Genomic DNA, 14,320 nt, shown 5'->3' with positions numbered 1-14,320 from the left:
TCCCTTCTTCCTTCAATGGAGGCTTTCGTGCGCGCAGTGTTTGTCGACGCCAATGAATCGCTCGCTGTCATCACGGAGCGGCTGGAAAAGCCCGGCGATCCCCAGATGCGGATCAACCGCAACCCGGACATCAAGTCCGAGGACTATCCGGCGGTGCTCGACGGCGCCGAGATCGCAGTGGTCGATCACACCGCGCTGCCGACCGACGTCGCGAAGAAGTGCGCCGGCCTGAAGCATGTCGTGTTCCTCGGCACCGGCGCGCGCAGCTACATGAATCCGGAAGAGCTCGCCGAGCTCGGCATCGCCGTGCATCTGATCAAGGGCTATGGCGACACCGCGGTTGCGGAATCCGCGATCGCGCTGATGTGGTCGTCGGCGCGGGTGATCGCACAGATGGACCGCGAGATGCGCGCCGGCAACTGGCTGCGCGAGGACGGCATGCAGCTCACCGGCAAGACGCTCGGCCTGGTCGGCTTCGGCGGCATCGCCGCCGAGGTCGCCCGCATCGCGCTCGGCAGCGGCATGAAGGTGATTGCCTGGAACCGGTCGCCGAAGAGCCACCCGGGCGTCGACTTCACCGAGCTCGACACGGTGCTGGCAAACAGCGACGTGGTCTCGATCCATCTGCTATTGAACGACGAGACCCGCGGCATGATCACGCGCGACAAGATCGCCAAGATGAAAAAGGGCGTGGTGCTGATCAACACCGCCCGCGGCGCCATCGTCGATGAGCAGGCGATGATCGATGCGCTCAACTCCGGCCAGATCCGCCACGCCGGCCTCGACGTCTACAACATCGAGCCGCTGCCGAAGGATCACCCGCTCACGAAGATCCCGAATGTGACGCTGTCGGCGCATTCCGCGTTCCGCACGCCCGAAGCGAGCGAGAACCTGATCCACGCGGCATGGGAGCATTGCCGACGGATCGTGAAGGGGTAGACCGTAGGGCGGGTTAGCGAAGCGTACCCGCCGACCTTGTGCTCAAGGAAAGAAATGGTGGGCCTTCGGCTGACCCACCCTACGCAGACCGCGAAGCAATCAATATCGACGTCGTCCTGGACAAGCGAGCGTAGCGAGCGCGATCCAGGACCCATTACCACCGGCCTGCGTCATCGCGCAGGGCGGTGGTTAGACCTCTCAAGACAACAAGCATTCGGGGTAATGGGTCCTGGCTTTCGCCAGGACGACCCCATGGTTGACAGCGAACCTAGTCCACCATCTCCGCCACCGCCTTGCCGCACGCCGTGGTGTCGGCGTTGCCGCCGAGGTCGCGGGTGCGCAGCGTGCGTTCGCCGAGCGTGCGCTCGATCGCGCTGACGATGGCGCTAGCTGCCTGCTTCTCGCCGAGGTGCTCCAGCATCATCGCGCCCGACCAGATCATGCCGATCGGATTGGCGATGCCCTGGCCCGCGATGTCAGGCGCCGAGCCGTGCACCGGCTCGAACACCGAGGGGAAATCGCCTTCCGGATTGATGTTGCCCGACGGTGCGATGCCGATCGTGCCGGTGCAGGCAGGGCCGAGGTCGGAGAGGATATCCCCGAACAGATTGGAGCCGACCACGACGTCGAACCAGTCCGGATGCAGCACGAAGTTCGCGGTGAGAATGTCGATGTGGTACTTGTCCCACTTCACACCGGGATACTTCTTGGCCATCGCCTCCACGCGCTCGTCCCAATAGGGCATGGTGATGGAGATGCCGTTCGACTTGGTCGCCGAGGTCAGATGCTTCTTCGGCCGCGACTGCGCGAGATCGAATGCGAATTTCAGGATGCGGTCGACGCCAATGCGGGTCATCACCGTCTGCTGCGTGACGAATTCGCGGTCGGTGTCCGGGAACATACGGCCGCCGACCGAGGAGTATTCACCTTCGGTGTTCTCGCGCACCACCCAGAAATCGATATCGCCGGGCTTGCGGCCTGCCAGCGGCGACGGCACCCCGGGCATCAGCCGCACCGGGCGCAGATTGACGTACTGGTCGAATTCGCGGCGGAACTTGATCAGCGAACCCCACAGCGAAACATGATCCGGGATCTTGGCCGGCCAGCCGACCGCGCCGAAATAGATCGCGTCATGCTTGCCGATCTGGTCCTTCCAGTCGGCCGGCATCATCTCGCCGTTCTTCTCGTAATAGTCGTAGGAGGCGAAGTCGAAATGATCGAACTTTACGTCGACGCCGTGCTTCTTCGCCGCCGCCTCGATGACGCGCAGGCCCTCCGGCATCACTTCCTTGCCGATGCCGTCACCGGGAATGACTGCAATCCGATACTGCTTTTTGCTGCTCATCGAGAACACCCTTGTGATTTGCCCGGCCGGCAATGCCGCCTATCCTGATGGCCCTGCAATGGACCAAACTTCGCGCGAGCGCAACGCTGCAGTGCAGTGTTGACCGCGGCGCGACCCTGCCCCACCAATTTCGCGGACATTCGTTCCTCATACCAAAGCGAGACATCCCATGGATCTGCATCTGCGCGGCAAGCGTGTCCTGATCACCGGCGCCTCCAAGGGCATTGGCGCGGCCGCCGCCGAAGCCTTTGCCGAGGAAGGCGCCAATCTGCTGCTCGCCGCCCGCAACGGCGAGCAATTGAAGGCGCTGGCCGAACGTCTCCGCTCGGCGCATCAGATCGATGCCGCGATCAGCGTCGTCGATCTGCGCAAATCGGAAGATCTGGCGCGATTGGCCAAGGAAGCGGCCGATATCGACATCCTCGTCAACAATGCCGGCGACATCCCGGGAGGCTCGATCGACAAGATCGACGAGGCGACCTGGCGGCACGCCTGGGAGCTCAAGGTGTTCGGCTATGTCAATTTGACCCGCGCGATCTACGCCCAGATGAAGGCGCGCGGCGGCGGTGTGATCGTCAACGATATCGGCGCGGCCGGCGAGAAGTTCGACGCCAATTACATCTGCGGCAGCGCCGGCAACGCAGCGCTGATGTCGTTCACCCGCGCGCTCGGCGGCAAGAGCCTCGCCGACAACATCCGCGTCGTCGGCATCAACCCCGGCCCGGTCGGCACCGACCGCCACGTCACGCTGCTCAAGACCCGCGCCAAGAACCAGTTCGGCGACGAGAGCCGCTACACGGAATTCCAGAAGGGCCTGCCGCTCGGCCGCCCCGCGCATGCGCGCGAGATCGGCGACCTGATGGCGTTCCTGGCCTCCGATCGCGCAGGCTATACGTCGGGCGTGATCTATACGGTGGATGGCGGGCTGACGTCGGGGTGGGGTTGACCCTCTCCGCGTCATTGCGAGCGAAGCGAAGCAATCCATAGTCCCGCAGCGGGAACATGGATTGCTTCGTCGCTTCGCTCCTCGCAATGACGAGTTACCCTGCCGTCCGTTCAAACAACTGCCGGATCAGCGTGGTGATGCGCCCCTGCGGCGCCAGCATCTGATTCATGATCGAGAAATGGTCGGCCCCCGCGACCTCCTCATAGGTCACCGGCAGGCCGTAGCGGGCGCGATGGCCGGCGAAATCGGCGGTCTGCTTGCGCAGCAGCGGCAGTTCGGCGCTGCCGACCACCAGCGACAGCGGTTTTGCCGTGCCACCTTGCTGCATCATGGGCGAATTGCGCCGTGAGGCGGCTTCGTCGAGCCTGAGCTTCTCGTTGAGGTAGGAATGCCTGATCGGCTCGAGGTCATAGATGCCCGAGATCGCCATGCCGGCCCGGACATGGGCGTTCGACAACGCCATCGATGTCAGATGGCCGCCGGCCGACCAGCCCGACACGACGAGACCGTCGGCAGCAGCGCCGAGCGCGGGCAACTGCCCGGCCAGAAAATCGATGCCTGCGTGAATCTCGGCGACGATGTCATCGAGCGTCGCATCCGGCGCCAGCGTGTAGCCGATCAGGGCCACATTGATGCCGTGCGCCAGCGGCCCCTCGGCAAAGATCGTGAACACCTCCTTGGCGCGGGTCTGCCAATAGCCGCCGTGGACGAACAGCAACGTCGGCGCGCGATCGCGGGCTTTGAGGAAATCGATCCGGTTGCGCTCACGCGGACCGTATCGGAGGTCGAGATGCTCGGGATGCTTCTGCCGCAGCGGCGCCGAGCGCTGCTCCCAGCCGGCGGCGATCTCGGCGCTGCCCTTGACGGCAACGCCGTTGTTCAAGCCGAGGTCACGCTCCTGCTGGCTCATCGCGCGCCAGTCCAGCGCGGAAAACAACGCTGCCATCCCTGCCCCTTCGGTTCTCGTCGCATTGCCACGACGGCAGGAAATGTTCTACAGCACAAGCAAACGGAACACATAGGAGCAACGGCGCATGGCTGATCAGGGCTTGGTGAACGAAACGGCATGTACCGTCGTCGAGAAACTGAAAGCCGGTGACGTCACGCCGCTCGATCTGCTCGACGTGCTGGAAAAGCGCATCGCCGAGGTCGACGGCAAAGTCAACGCGCTGCCGACGCTCTGCTTCGACCGCGCCCGCACCCACGCCAAGGCCCTGATGCAGAAGCCGGCAAGCGAGCGCGGCCTGCTCGCGGGTCTTCCGGTCCCGATCAAGGACCTCACCGCCGTCTCCGGCGTGCTGACCACGCTGGGCTCACCGATCTTCAAGGACAACGTTCCGACCAAGTCCGACATCCTGGTCGAGCGCCTCGAACAGAACGGCGGCGTGATCTACGCCAAGTCGAACACCCCGGAATTCGGCGCCGGCGCCAACACCTTCAACGAGGTGTTCGGCCCGACCCGCAATCCCTGGGACACGTCGCGCTCGGCCGCCGGCTCGTCCGGCGGCGCGGCGGCGGCACTGGCGAGCGGCACCGCGTGGCTCGCCCACGGCTCCGACATGGGCGGCAGCTTGCGCAACCCGGCGAGCTTCTGCGGCGTCGTAGGCCTCCGGCCGTCGATCGGCCGCGTCGCGCAGACGCCGAAATTCGCTGTCGACCGCACGCTCGGCCAGCAGGGACCGATGGCGCGCAATGTCCAGGACCTCGCGCTGCTGCTCGACGCGATGAGCGGCGAGCATGCTGCCGATCCGTTGTCGCTGCCGGTGCTGCCGACCTCGTTCCTGTCCGCGGCGCGCTCGAACCAGAAGCCGAAGCGCATCGCCTATTCGCCCGATCTCGGCATCACGCCGGTTGATCCCGAGGTCAAGGCCGTGACCCGCAAAGCCGCGGAGCGCTTCGCGGAAGCCGGCGCGATCGTCGAGGAGGCGCATCCCGACTTCCGCGAGGCCCATGAATGCTTCCACGTGCTGCGCGCATTCGATTTCGCGATCAGCAAGGCCGAATTGCTGCGCACCAAGCGCGACCTGCTCAAGCCCGAAGTGATCTGGAACATCGAGGAAGGGCTGAAGCTCACCGTCGAAAAGCTCGAGCGCGCCGAAGCGCAGCGGGTGGCGATGACCGCGCGTGCGCTTGAATTCTTCGAGAGATACGACCTGCTGCTGGCGCCCGCGACCATCGTGCCGCCATTCCCGGTCGAGAACCGCTATGTCGCCGAATGCGACGGCAAAAAGTTCGATAACTATGTCGAATGGCTCGGCATCGTCTATGCGATCACGCTGGCCTGCTGCCCGGCGCTGTCGCTGCCCTGCGGCTTCACCGCGTCGGGCCTGCCGATCGGTCTGCAGATGGTGGCCAAGCCGCGCGCCGAGGCGCAGCTTTTGGCAGGCGCGAAAGTGCTGGAGGACATTCTGGGCGTGCGCGGCACCACCCCGATCGATCCGCGATCGCCGAGATAAGGCGTTCTACGCCTTTTCTTCCGTCGCATGCAGCGCGACGGTGAGTGCGAGCTTGGTCTGCTCGACGATCTCGTCCATCAGTTCCTCGCGGCTGATCTGGCCGACCTCGCCGGTGAGCAGGCCCTGTTCGGCGAGCATCACGATGCCGTGCAGCCCGGCCCAGATCTTCAGTGCCTGCCGTTCGCGCAACAGCCCGACGGCCGGTGCCTCGAACGACTCGATCAACAGCGCCAGCGTTTCCATCGCTGCCACGTGCAGCTCGCTGCCGACAGGCGCCCAGGCCATGGTTCTGGACGCGAACATCAGCCGGTAGATGCCGTGGCGCTCGAGCCCGAAGGCCAGCGCAGCCTGCGCGAAGCGCGACAGTTTCGAGCCCTTGCCGGGCTGCTCGATCGCCTCGCGCATGATCACGTTGAACTGCCGGAATGCTTCCGCGGTCACCGCCTCCAGCAATGCCTCGCGGTCGGCGAAATGCCGGTACGGCGCCGGCTGCGAGACGCCGAGCTGCCTGGCCAGCGCCTTGATGCTGATCGCTTCGGGGCCACCGAGCTCGACCTCGCGCAACGCGGCCTGAATCAGGGCTTCGCGGAGATCGCCATGGTGATAGGTTTTCAACGGCTTACGAACGATTTGTCCCATTGCGGCAATGATCGCTGAATTTTCGCTTGACGCGCAAGTATGACGATAATGTAATATGCTATAACTTGGCGATCCGGTTAAGAGGCCGGCCGCCCAAGCAAGCTGGAACTTGCATAAACTAAAATGAGGAACCCGGCGCGCCCAACTGTGCGCCAGAGCCGAGGGAGAGTGCTTGCATGTCCAAGCTCAAAATCCGCGTCGACCAGGACAAGTGCCAGGGTCACGCCCGCTGCAAATCGCTCGCCCCCGAACTGTTCGAGCTCGACGAATACGGCAATGCCCATGAAGTTGGCGACGGGACCGTCCCGGCCGGGCTCGAGGACAAGGCCTGGCTCGCGCAGACCAACTGCCCGGAAATCGCGATCGAAGTCACCGAGGAATAGCGGCCAGCAGGGATGGCTGGGTGCCTCCCGTTGAGCCGACCAGCGTTTTGATCGAACGAGAAGGAAACGAGCCGATGTCCGATTCCCCGTCCGCGACCTATCTGCCCGAACATCCCCCGGTCACCGACTGGGTCCATGATTTCGACCATACCGATCCGGTCTGGACCGACGACCCGTTCCCGATCTGGGAGACGCTGCGCACCGCCTCGCCGGTCGTGCACACCGAGCGCTTCCTCGGCTGCTACATGCCGACCACCTATCAGGCGGTGAAGGAGATCGCCTACGACACCGAGCACTTCTCTTCGCGCCGCGTCATCGTGCGCGACGTCCGCCCCGAGATCACCGCCCGTGCGCCGCCGATCACCTCCGATCCGCCGGAGCACAAGCCCGCCAAGCAGGTGCTGCTGCCGCCCTTCACGCCGGACGCGATGAAGCGGCTGGAGCCGCGGGTGCGCGCGATCTGCAACGAGCTGATCGACGAATTCATCGCCGACGGCCGTTGCGACGCCGCGGCGCGCTACACCAAGCACATCCCGGTGCGCGCCATCGCCCACATGCTGGGAATCCCCGAGAAGGACGGCGACCTCTTCATCAAGTGGATCCACCAGATCCTCGAGCTCGGCATCAGGAACGAAGACGAGCTGATGAACGGCGTGCGCGAGATGACCGGCTACTTCATGGCCCATCTCGAGCAGCGCAAGCTTGAGCCGGGCGACGATCTGATCTCGCAGCTGCTGCGGGCCAAGGGCCCCAGCGGCCAGCCGCTGACCGACGAGCACGTGCTCGGCTCGCTGCGGCTGCTCCTGATCGCCGGCATCGACACCACCTGGAGCGCGCTTGGCTCCTCGCTCTGGCACCTCGCCAAGACGCCCGCCGATCGCGAGCGCCTGATTGCGGAGCCGACGCTGATCCCGACCGCGATCGAGGAATTCCTGCGCGCCTATTCGCCGGTGACGATGGCGCGCGAGGTGATGAAGGAAACCACGATCTCCGGCTGCCCGGTCAAAGCGGGCAACATGGTGCTGCTGTCGTTCCCCGCGGCCAACCGTGACCCCGCCATGTTCCCCGACGCGGACAAGGTGGTGATCGACCGCAAGGAGAACCGCCACGCCGCCTTCGGCCTCGGCATCCACCGCTGCGTCGGTTCCAACCTGGCGCGGATGGAGATGCAGGTGGCGATCGAGGAATGGCTGAAGCGGATTCCGGATTTCCGCCTCGACCCGGCCGGCAAGGTCACCTGGTCGGAAGGCACGGTGCGCGGACCGCGTCAACTGCCCGTTCTGTTCGGCAAGAACGCCTAAAGCAACGGGACAGCAGTTACACCGCACCACGCAAATGAGATAGGTTGCCCCGGAATCGCGCCAGAGAATCCGGGGAGGCCTGCCAATGTCCGAACAAACCGCTCAATCCGCGAGCGACCATCTCGACATCCATGACGTCGAGCGGCGGGTCAAGGCGATCTTCATCGGCTCGGTCGGCAATCTCGTCGAGTGGTACGATTTCTACGCCTACACCGCGTTCGCACTGTATTTCGCGCCGGCGTTCTTCCCGCACAGCGATCCGGTGGTGCAGCAGCTCAATGCCGCCGTGCTGTTTGCCGCGACCTTCCTGATGCGCCCGCTCGGCGGCTGGCTATTCGGCTACATCGCCGACCGCTATGGCCGACGGCTGTCGCTGACACTGTCCGTTGTCTGCATGTGCTTCGGCTCGCTGATCATCGCGGGGACGCCGACCTATGCCACCATCGGCATAGCCGCACCGGCGATCCTGGCGCTCGCCCGCATCATCGAGGGCCTGAGCCTCGGCGGCGAGTACGGCGCCAGCGCCACCTATCTCAGCGAGGTCGCTGACGCCAAGCATCGCGGCTTCTATTCGAGCTTCCAGTACGTCACTCTGATCGGCGGCCAGCTCACCGCGATCATCGTGCTGCTGTTGCTGCAGAAGGTGTTCCTGACGCCGGACGAGCTGAAGGCCTGGGGCTGGCGGATTCCGTTCGTGATCGGCGCCATGCTCGCGATCTTCGCGGCGGTGATGCGGCGCGGCCTGCACGAGACCGAGGCGTTCGAGGAGGCCAAGAAGGACTCCAAGCCGACCGGCTCGATCGTCGGCCTCCTGAACTATCCGCGCGAACTGCTGCTGGTGGTCGGCCTCACTGCCGGCGGCACCGCGGCGTTCTATACCTTCACCACCTACATGCAGACCTTCGTGAAGCTGTCGGTCGGCCTCACCGAAGACCAGACCACCTTCGTGATCTTCGGCTCGCTGATCTTCGCGACCTTCCTGCAGCCGATCTATGGCGCGCTGTCCGACCGCATCGGCCGCAAGCCGCTCTTGATCTTCTTCGGCGTCGTCGGCACGCTGGCGACGATCCCGATCCTGACCGCCCTGAAGGAGACCAAGTCGCCCTTCATCGCTTTCCTCCTGATCTGCGGCGCCTGGATCTTCGTCGCCGGCTACACCTCGATCAATGCGATCGTGAAAGCCGAGCTGTTCCCGACCAATGTCCGCGCGCTCGGCGTCGGCCTGCCCTACGCCATCACGGTATCGATCTTCGGCGGCACTGCGCCTGCGGTCGCGCTCTATTTCAAGAGCATCGGGCATGAGGACTGGTTCTACTATTATCTCAGCGGCATGATCTTCCTGTCGCTCTTGATCTATTCGACCATGCGCGACACCAAGCACGACTCCGCGATGCATCGCCACGAATGACGGCACAACGCCGATGACCGACGACGCCGAGCCACCCGAGAGCAAGCTGACGCGCAGCAAGCAGCGCTGGGCGCGCGAGGGCAAGTTCCTCACCGGCAAGACCACTCGCCCTGAGGAGCAGCGCCTGCCGCCGGGCCAGCATCTGACGGCAGACTGGCCGGTGCTCGATCTCGGGCTGATGCCGAACGTGACGCGGGAGCGCTGGCGGCTCGACGTCCACGGCGCGGTCGAGCAGACGATCTACTGGACCTGGCCGCAATTCATGGCGCAGCCGCAGACCCAATTCGTCTCCGACATCCACTGCGTCACCACCTGGTCGCGCTACGACAATCAGTGGGAGGGGCTTGCGACCCGCGACCTGCTCGCCGCCTGCCAGCCGCGCGAGGACGCGCGGTTCGTCGCGCTGCATTCGTATGACGGCTATACGACAAACCTGCCGCTCGAGGATTTTGCCGCCGAGGACGAGCTGCTCGCCCATAGCTGGTCGGGCAAGCCGCTGGAGCAGGAGCATGGCGGCCCGGTGCGGCTGGTCGTGCCGCATCTGTATTTCTGGAAAAGCGCGAAGTGGCTGCAGCGCATCGAATTTTTACCTGCGGATGCGCCCGGCTTCTGGGAGGTGCGCGGCTATCACAATCGCGGTGATCCCTGGGCCGAACAGCGCTATTCTGGCGACTAGGCCCGCGCCTTCACCTCTCCCTTAGGGAGAGGTCGGCGCGAAGCGCCGGGTGAGGGATTAAGGTCTATCGATAGAGCGTTACCCCTCACCCGAATTTCTCGCTACGCTCGAAATTCGACCTCTCCCCATGGGAGAGGTGAAGAATGATCCCGGGAGCCGATGATGCCGCATGAACGCTTTCAATTCACCGGTGTGGGCGGCCATCAGCTTGCCGCCGCGCTTGATACGCCGGACGGCCCGATCAAGGCCCATGCGCTGTTCGCGCACTGCTTCACCTGCGGCAAGGACGTGCTGGCGGCCAAGCGTATCGCGGTTGCGCTCGCCGCCAAGGGCATCGCCACGCTGCGGTTCGACTTCACCGGCCTCGGCTCCAGCGAGGGCGATTTCGCCAATTCGACGTTCACGTCGAACGTCGCCGATCTCGTCCGCGCCGCCGACCATCTGCGCGAGACGCGCGAGGCGCCCGCGATCCTGATCGGCCACAGCCTCGGCGGCGCCGCGATCCTCGCGGCCGCTGGCCGGATCCCCGAGGCGAAGGCGGTCGCCACCATTGCGGCGCCGTCCGATCCCGTCCATGTCACGCATTTTTTCAAGGACAGGATCGAGGACATCCGCGCGCAGGGTGAAGGCGAAGTGTCGCTCGCCGGCCGCCCCTTCCGCATCAAGCGCGAATTCCTCGACGACGTCGCCGAGCAGAATCTGATGGCGCAGGTGACCAGGCTGCACAAGGCGCTGCTGGTCATGCACTCTCCGACCGACGACACCGTCGGCATCGACAACGCCACGCACATCTTCACCTCGGCCAAGCATCCCAAGAGCTTCGTCTCGCTTGCGGGCGCGGATCATCTCCTGAGCGGCAGGCAGGATGCCGCCTATGTCGCCGACGTGATCGGCGCCTGGGCCGAGCGCTACATCGACCTCGCGCCGCAGCCAGCGGCGGACACCGGCAGCGCGCCGCGCAACGTCGTGGTGCAGGAGACCCGCGCCAGCAAATTCCAGCAGACCGTCACGACGGGTCCGCATCGGATGCTGGCCGACGAGCCGGTTGCCGTCGGCGGCCAGGATTCCGGCCCCGGGCCTTACGATTTCCTGCTCACTGGTCTCGGCGCCTGCACTTCGATGACGATGCGGATGTACGCCGACCGCAAGTCGCTGCCGGTCGATCGCATCACCGTAACGCTCCAGCACAACAAGATTTATGCGAAGGATTGCGAGGAGTGCGAGACGCGCGACGGCATGCTGGACCAGATCGACCGCGTGATCAGGATCGAGGGCGACCTCGACGCCGACCAGCGCAAGCGGTTGATGGAGATCGCAGACAAGTGCCCGGTGCACAAGACGCTGACGTCGGAGGTCCGGATCGTCACCCAGGCGGCGGATTAAGCCCTCAACGCAGCGAGACGGGCCGAGCCGTAGCAGCATGTCGGCTGCGTCCCCCTCCCGCCTGCGGGCCGTCGCAGGGGCGCGCTGAAAAATATCGAAAACAACCCCATGCAAAGGTGCCGGCGGCCGCCGGCGTTCGACAAGGCGACTTGACACGCCGGGCAACTCAGAGATATTCTTCTATTATCCAGAAATCGCGCCAGCGCCCCCTCTACCCACGCGCCGGGCGCTTCCCAGTCAGGCAGTTCGCCATGATGCGGACCGCGGCGCCGATCTCGTTCTCGCGCCAGGCCGCGAAGCCGAGCAGCAGGCCGTGGTCGTGCGGCCGCTCCAGTGCGAGGCTCGACAGTGCGCGCACCTCGACCCCGGCTGCGACCAGCCGCGTCACGGCGTTCTGGTCCGCGGCGCCATCCTTGAAGCGGGCAATCAGTTGCATGCCGCCTGGCGGGACTTCGGCCGTGAGCACCGGCTCGAGCTGCCGTGCCAGCGCCGCCGCGAGGTGGTCGCGGCGCGCGCGATAGATCCGCCGCATCCGCCGGACATGCGCCAGGAAATGCCCGTCGGCCATGAAGCCGGCCAGCGCCTCCTGGACGTGCACGGAGGCGATCAGACCGAGATGGCGCTGCGCGATCTCCATCGTCCGTGCCAGTTGTGGCGGCACCACCAGATAGCCGATGCGGATGTCGGCGGTCATCGCCTTGGCGAAGGTGCCGAGATAAAGCACGCGTCCCTCGCGATCGAGCCCTTGCAGGGCCGGCATCGGCCGGCTGTCATAGTGAAACTCGCCATCGTAATCGTCCTCGACGATCCAGGTCTTGCCGGGCTCGGCCGCCGCGAGCAGCTCGGTGCGGCGCGCAACCGGCATCACCCGCCCGGTCGGGTGCTGATGCGAGGGCGTCGAGAAGATCAGCTTCGGCGCGCGCGTCTCGCGCGTCCGCATCATGCCCCATTGATCGAGCCTGACGCCGACGACGTCGGCGCCGGCGGCGCGAAACGCCGCCGCCGCGCCGGGATAGCCGGGATCCTCGGTCCACACCGCATCACCGACAACGATGGTGGTCGCGGCGATCAGCGTCAGCGCCGCCTGCGCCGTCGGCAGGATCAGGACCTGATCGGCCTCGGCGCGCACGCCGCGGCTGACTTCGAGGTAGTCGCGCAAGGCCTCGCGCAGGCTTGGCCGGTTGATCACGGTCTGGTCGTTGAAGCGGCGGCGCAACGCGCTGCGGCGCAGGCAGCGCGCCCAGATCTCGTGCGGAAACTCGCGCGCATCTGCAAGCCCGGGACGAAGCGGCCGGAAATCGGCCTGGTAGGACAGCGGCCAATCCGTGTCGGAGAGCTGCAAGGCCCAGGGCGACAGCTGCGGCTTGCGGGCGGCATCGCGCCGCGGGGCCAGCACCGCCCTGGCGAAGCGCGCCTCGATATCGTCTGACACCACCGGCCGCCGCCGCGCGGCGACGCGCAGATACCCCTCGGCCGCGAGCTGCTCATAGGCATGCGTGACCGTGTTGCGCGACACGTCGAGCTCGGCCGCAAGCGTGCGGCTCGACGGCAGTACGGCCCCGCTCCGGATCCGGCCGCTCGCCATCAGCCCACGCAGCTGCTGCGTCAGCTGCGCGGTCAGCCCGGCATCATCGGCACGCTTCAGCGCGAGCAATTCGGCGAGGATCAATCTGGCTCCTTTGATCTGTCAAATCTGGCTCTTTCGAGAGAGCCAGCGCGATCCTATTCACAAGTGGTATCGCCTGCAAGGATGCCGCCCGTGAACTCATCGCTCTCCGCTGCCAAAGCCGCGGCCTTGTTCATCGTCGTGGTGCTGGCCTGGGGCATCAACTGGTCGGTGACGAAATCGCTGGTCGAGGCCGTGCCGCCGCTGTGGACCGCATCGATCCGCAGCTGGGTCGCCCTGATCGCCCTGCTGGCGATCCTGCGCGCCAGCGGCAATTTGATCATTCCGCGGATCGCCGATGTCCCGGTCGTGCTCAGCGTCGCGCTCTTGCACATGACGTTCTTCTCGACCCTGGTCGCCACCGGCCTGCGCTATCTGCCGGCCAGCAAGGGCGTCGTGCTCGGCTACACCACGCCGCTGTGGGTCGCGCTGGCCGCGGGCGCGGCGCGCACCGAACGGCTCGGCGCGCTCAAGCTCGTCGGCGTCGCGTTGGGACTCGCCGGGCTCTGCGTGATCCTCAATCCGGCATCGCTCGACTGGAGCAATCTGCATGTCATCGCCGGCGCCGGCATGATCATCATTGCCGCGATCTGCTGGGCCGCGAACATCATCTATATCCGCTCGCATCGCTGGATCGCGACGCCGCTGCAGCTGTTGCTGTGGCAGGTGCTGGTTGCGACGGTGGTGCTGACCACGACGGCGCTGGTCACCGAGGGCGTGCCCACGGTGACATGGTCGCCGCACCTCGTGCTGCTGTTCCTCTATTCCGGCTTCATCGGCACGGCGCTGGCCTATTGGGCGATGTCGATGGTCAACAAGAGCCTGCCGGCGCTGACGACCTCGCTCGGCACCACCGCGACGCCGATCGTCGGCATCGTGACCGCGGCGCTGCTGCTCGGCGAGCCGATCGATCTTTCGCTGGCGATTGCCGCGGCGCTGATCGTCGGCGGGATTGCGCTGAGCTCGCTTGCGGACGCGCCGTCGCGCGCCTAGGGCATGATGAAGTTACGCTGAAGCGGTTGACCGCGCATTCGGTCCACCGCTCCCCGACGGCGAGAGGTCGATTGCGCAGCAAATCGGGTGAGGAGCCCTACCGCGAGCCGTTAAACTGCAAGGGTACGCCCACCAATCGATTATGTCCCTTCCTGGCCCGGTAGCTGACCTCCGCGTCGGGCACC

General features: G+C 65.5%; 13 protein-coding genes. 9 read left to right on the top strand and 4 right to left on the bottom strand.

Translation table 11 applies throughout. The annotated features are described in order from the left end of the window. Nucleotides 1-27: 27 nt before the first annotated feature. Complete coding sequence (locus HU230_RS04940; protein WP_176532656.1) at nucleotides 28-939, top strand: NAD(P)-dependent oxidoreductase; 912 nt, start codon at nucleotides 28-30, stop codon at nucleotides 937-939. A gap of 268 nt (nucleotides 940-1,207) precedes the next feature. Here the strand turns inward: HU230_RS04940 and HU230_RS04935 are convergent, their stop codons facing one another. Next, a complete protein-coding gene (locus HU230_RS04935; RefSeq protein ID WP_176532657.1) occupies nucleotides 1,208-2,284 on the bottom strand; it encodes a tartrate dehydrogenase in 1,077 nt (358 codons plus the stop codon). Nucleotides 2,285-2,453: 169 nt separating this feature from the next. Between HU230_RS04935 and HU230_RS04930 the strand changes: the two genes are divergently transcribed. Continuing rightward, on the top strand, nucleotides 2,454-3,230 hold the full coding sequence (locus HU230_RS04930) for an SDR family oxidoreductase (protein WP_176532658.1): 777 nt from the start codon (nucleotides 2,454-2,456) through the stop codon (nucleotides 3,228-3,230). Nucleotides 3,231-3,324: 94 nt separating this feature from the next. Here the strand turns inward: HU230_RS04930 and HU230_RS04925 are convergent, their stop codons facing one another. Continuing rightward, nucleotides 3,325-4,176, bottom strand: a complete 852-nt coding sequence (locus HU230_RS04925; protein ID WP_176532659.1) for an alpha/beta hydrolase — start codon at nucleotides 4,174-4,176, stop codon at nucleotides 3,325-3,327. 88 nt (nucleotides 4,177-4,264) lie between these two features. Between HU230_RS04925 and HU230_RS04920 the strand changes: the two genes are divergently transcribed. After that, complete coding sequence (locus HU230_RS04920; protein WP_176532660.1) at nucleotides 4,265-5,686, top strand: amidase; 1,422 nt, start codon at nucleotides 4,265-4,267, stop codon at nucleotides 5,684-5,686. A gap of 6 nt (nucleotides 5,687-5,692) precedes the next feature. Here the strand turns inward: HU230_RS04920 and HU230_RS04915 are convergent, their stop codons facing one another. Next, nucleotides 5,693-6,325 (bottom strand): TetR/AcrR family transcriptional regulator, encoded by a 633-nt coding sequence (locus HU230_RS04915; protein WP_176532661.1) that lies wholly within the window; start codon nucleotides 6,323-6,325, stop codon nucleotides 5,693-5,695. A gap of 176 nt (nucleotides 6,326-6,501) precedes the next feature. Between HU230_RS04915 and HU230_RS04910 the strand changes: the two genes are divergently transcribed. The 5 genes from HU230_RS04910 to HU230_RS04890 all read left to right on the top strand — a co-directional run bounded on the left by HU230_RS04910 (nucleotide 6,502) and on the right by HU230_RS04890 (nucleotide 11,476). Then, entirely contained in the window at nucleotides 6,502-6,708 is a 207-nt protein-coding gene (locus HU230_RS04910) for a ferredoxin (protein ID WP_038387982.1), read from the top strand. A 74-nt stretch (nucleotides 6,709-6,782) separates the two neighbouring features. After that, entirely contained in the window at nucleotides 6,783-8,009 is a 1,227-nt protein-coding gene (locus HU230_RS04905; RefSeq protein ID WP_176532662.1) for a cytochrome P450, read from the top strand. Nucleotides 8,010-8,094: 85 nt separating this feature from the next. Next, entirely contained in the window at nucleotides 8,095-9,417 is a 1,323-nt protein-coding gene (locus HU230_RS04900; protein ID WP_176532663.1) for an MFS transporter, read from the top strand. A 13-nt stretch (nucleotides 9,418-9,430) separates the two neighbouring features. After that, a complete protein-coding gene (locus HU230_RS04895; protein ID WP_176532664.1) occupies nucleotides 9,431-10,093 on the top strand; it encodes a sulfite oxidase-like oxidoreductase in 663 nt (220 codons plus the stop codon). A gap of 162 nt (nucleotides 10,094-10,255) precedes the next feature. Then, on the top strand, nucleotides 10,256-11,476 hold the full coding sequence (locus tag HU230_RS04890) for a bifunctional alpha/beta hydrolase/OsmC family protein (RefSeq protein WP_176532665.1): 1,221 nt from the start codon (nucleotides 10,256-10,258) through the stop codon (nucleotides 11,474-11,476). 211 nt (nucleotides 11,477-11,687) lie between these two features. On the opposite strand, the gene pdxR is transcribed toward HU230_RS04890, so the two are convergent. Then, nucleotides 11,688-13,145: a MocR-like pyridoxine biosynthesis transcription factor PdxR gene (pdxR, locus tag HU230_RS04885; RefSeq protein WP_176532666.1), complete on the bottom strand. Its 1,458-nt coding sequence runs from the start codon at nucleotides 13,143-13,145 to the stop codon at nucleotides 11,688-11,690. Nucleotides 13,146-13,226: 81 nt separating this feature from the next. On the opposite strand from pdxR, the gene HU230_RS04880 reads away from it, so the two are divergent. After that, nucleotides 13,227-14,135, top strand: coding sequence for a DMT family transporter (locus tag HU230_RS04880; RefSeq protein WP_176532667.1), 909 nt, complete (start codon nucleotides 13,227-13,229; stop codon nucleotides 14,133-14,135). The last annotated feature ends 185 nt before the right edge of the window (nucleotides 14,136-14,320 follow it).

The sequence above is a fragment of the Bradyrhizobium quebecense genome (assembly GCF_013373795.3).
In the GTDB taxonomy this organism is placed as follows: Bacteria; Pseudomonadota; Alphaproteobacteria; order Rhizobiales; family Xanthobacteraceae; genus Bradyrhizobium; species Bradyrhizobium quebecense.
Note: the sequence above shows the minus strand (reverse complement) of the source record. Positions and strands in the feature narration are given on the sequence as shown.

What these genes read in the sequence shown, in the direction of transcription:
- HU230_RS04935 (WP_176532657.1), bottom strand. Translation starts at nt 2,284, where the DNA reads ATGAGCAGCAAAAAGCAGTATCGGATTGCAGTCATTCCCGGTGACGGC.
- HU230_RS04890 (WP_176532665.1), top strand. Translation starts at nt 10,256, where the DNA reads ATGCCGCATGAACGCTTTCAATTCACCGGTGTGGGCGGCCATCAGCTT.
- HU230_RS04925 (WP_176532659.1), bottom strand. Translation starts at nt 4,176, where the DNA reads ATGGCAGCGTTGTTTTCCGCGCTGGACTGGCGCGCGATGAGCCAGCAG.
- HU230_RS04895 (WP_176532664.1), top strand. Translation starts at nt 9,431, where the DNA reads ATGACCGACGACGCCGAGCCACCCGAGAGCAAGCTGACGCGCAGCAAG.
- HU230_RS04920 (WP_176532660.1), top strand. Translation starts at nt 4,265, where the DNA reads ATGGCTGATCAGGGCTTGGTGAACGAAACGGCATGTACCGTCGTCGAG.
- HU230_RS04915 (WP_176532661.1), bottom strand. Translation starts at nt 6,325, where the DNA reads ATGGGACAAATCGTTCGTAAGCCGTTGAAAACCTATCACCATGGCGAT.
- HU230_RS04880 (WP_176532667.1), top strand. Translation starts at nt 13,227, where the DNA reads ATGCCGCCCGTGAACTCATCGCTCTCCGCTGCCAAAGCCGCGGCCTTG.
- HU230_RS04905 (WP_176532662.1), top strand. Translation starts at nt 6,783, where the DNA reads ATGTCCGATTCCCCGTCCGCGACCTATCTGCCCGAACATCCCCCGGTC.
- HU230_RS04930 (WP_176532658.1), top strand. Translation starts at nt 2,454, where the DNA reads ATGGATCTGCATCTGCGCGGCAAGCGTGTCCTGATCACCGGCGCCTCC.
- HU230_RS04910 (WP_038387982.1), top strand. Translation starts at nt 6,502, where the DNA reads ATGTCCAAGCTCAAAATCCGCGTCGACCAGGACAAGTGCCAGGGTCAC.
- HU230_RS04900 (WP_176532663.1), top strand. Translation starts at nt 8,095, where the DNA reads ATGTCCGAACAAACCGCTCAATCCGCGAGCGACCATCTCGACATCCAT.